Here is a 237-nt window from a genome sequence, read left to right on the forward strand (position 1 = left end):
CCCGGCCAGGCAGGCCGCGAGCGACACGGCGACCGCGACCCACAGCATGGCGCTGAAACGCCGCGTGAGCAGGAAGGCGATCGCGCCCGGGCCGATCAGCAGCCCGATCACCAGGATGATGCCGACCGCCTTGAGCGCGCCCACGACGGTCAGTGAAAGCAGGATCAACAGGCCGTAGTGCAAGCCGCGGACGGGCAGCCCGACCACGCGCGCCTGCCCCGGATCGAACGCGTGCAG

At 71.3% G+C, this 237-nt stretch carries 1 protein-coding gene; it reads right to left on the reverse strand.

Annotated features, from left to right (window positions below):
• Positions 1-237 (reverse strand): metal ABC transporter permease (locus N826_RS39475; protein ID WP_044438188.1); only part of this gene is annotated, 237 nt, incomplete at both ends.

The organism is Skermanella aerolata KACC 11604, from assembly GCF_000936425.1.
Taxonomy (GTDB): Bacteria; Pseudomonadota; Alphaproteobacteria; order Azospirillales; family Azospirillaceae; genus Skermanella; species Skermanella aerolata.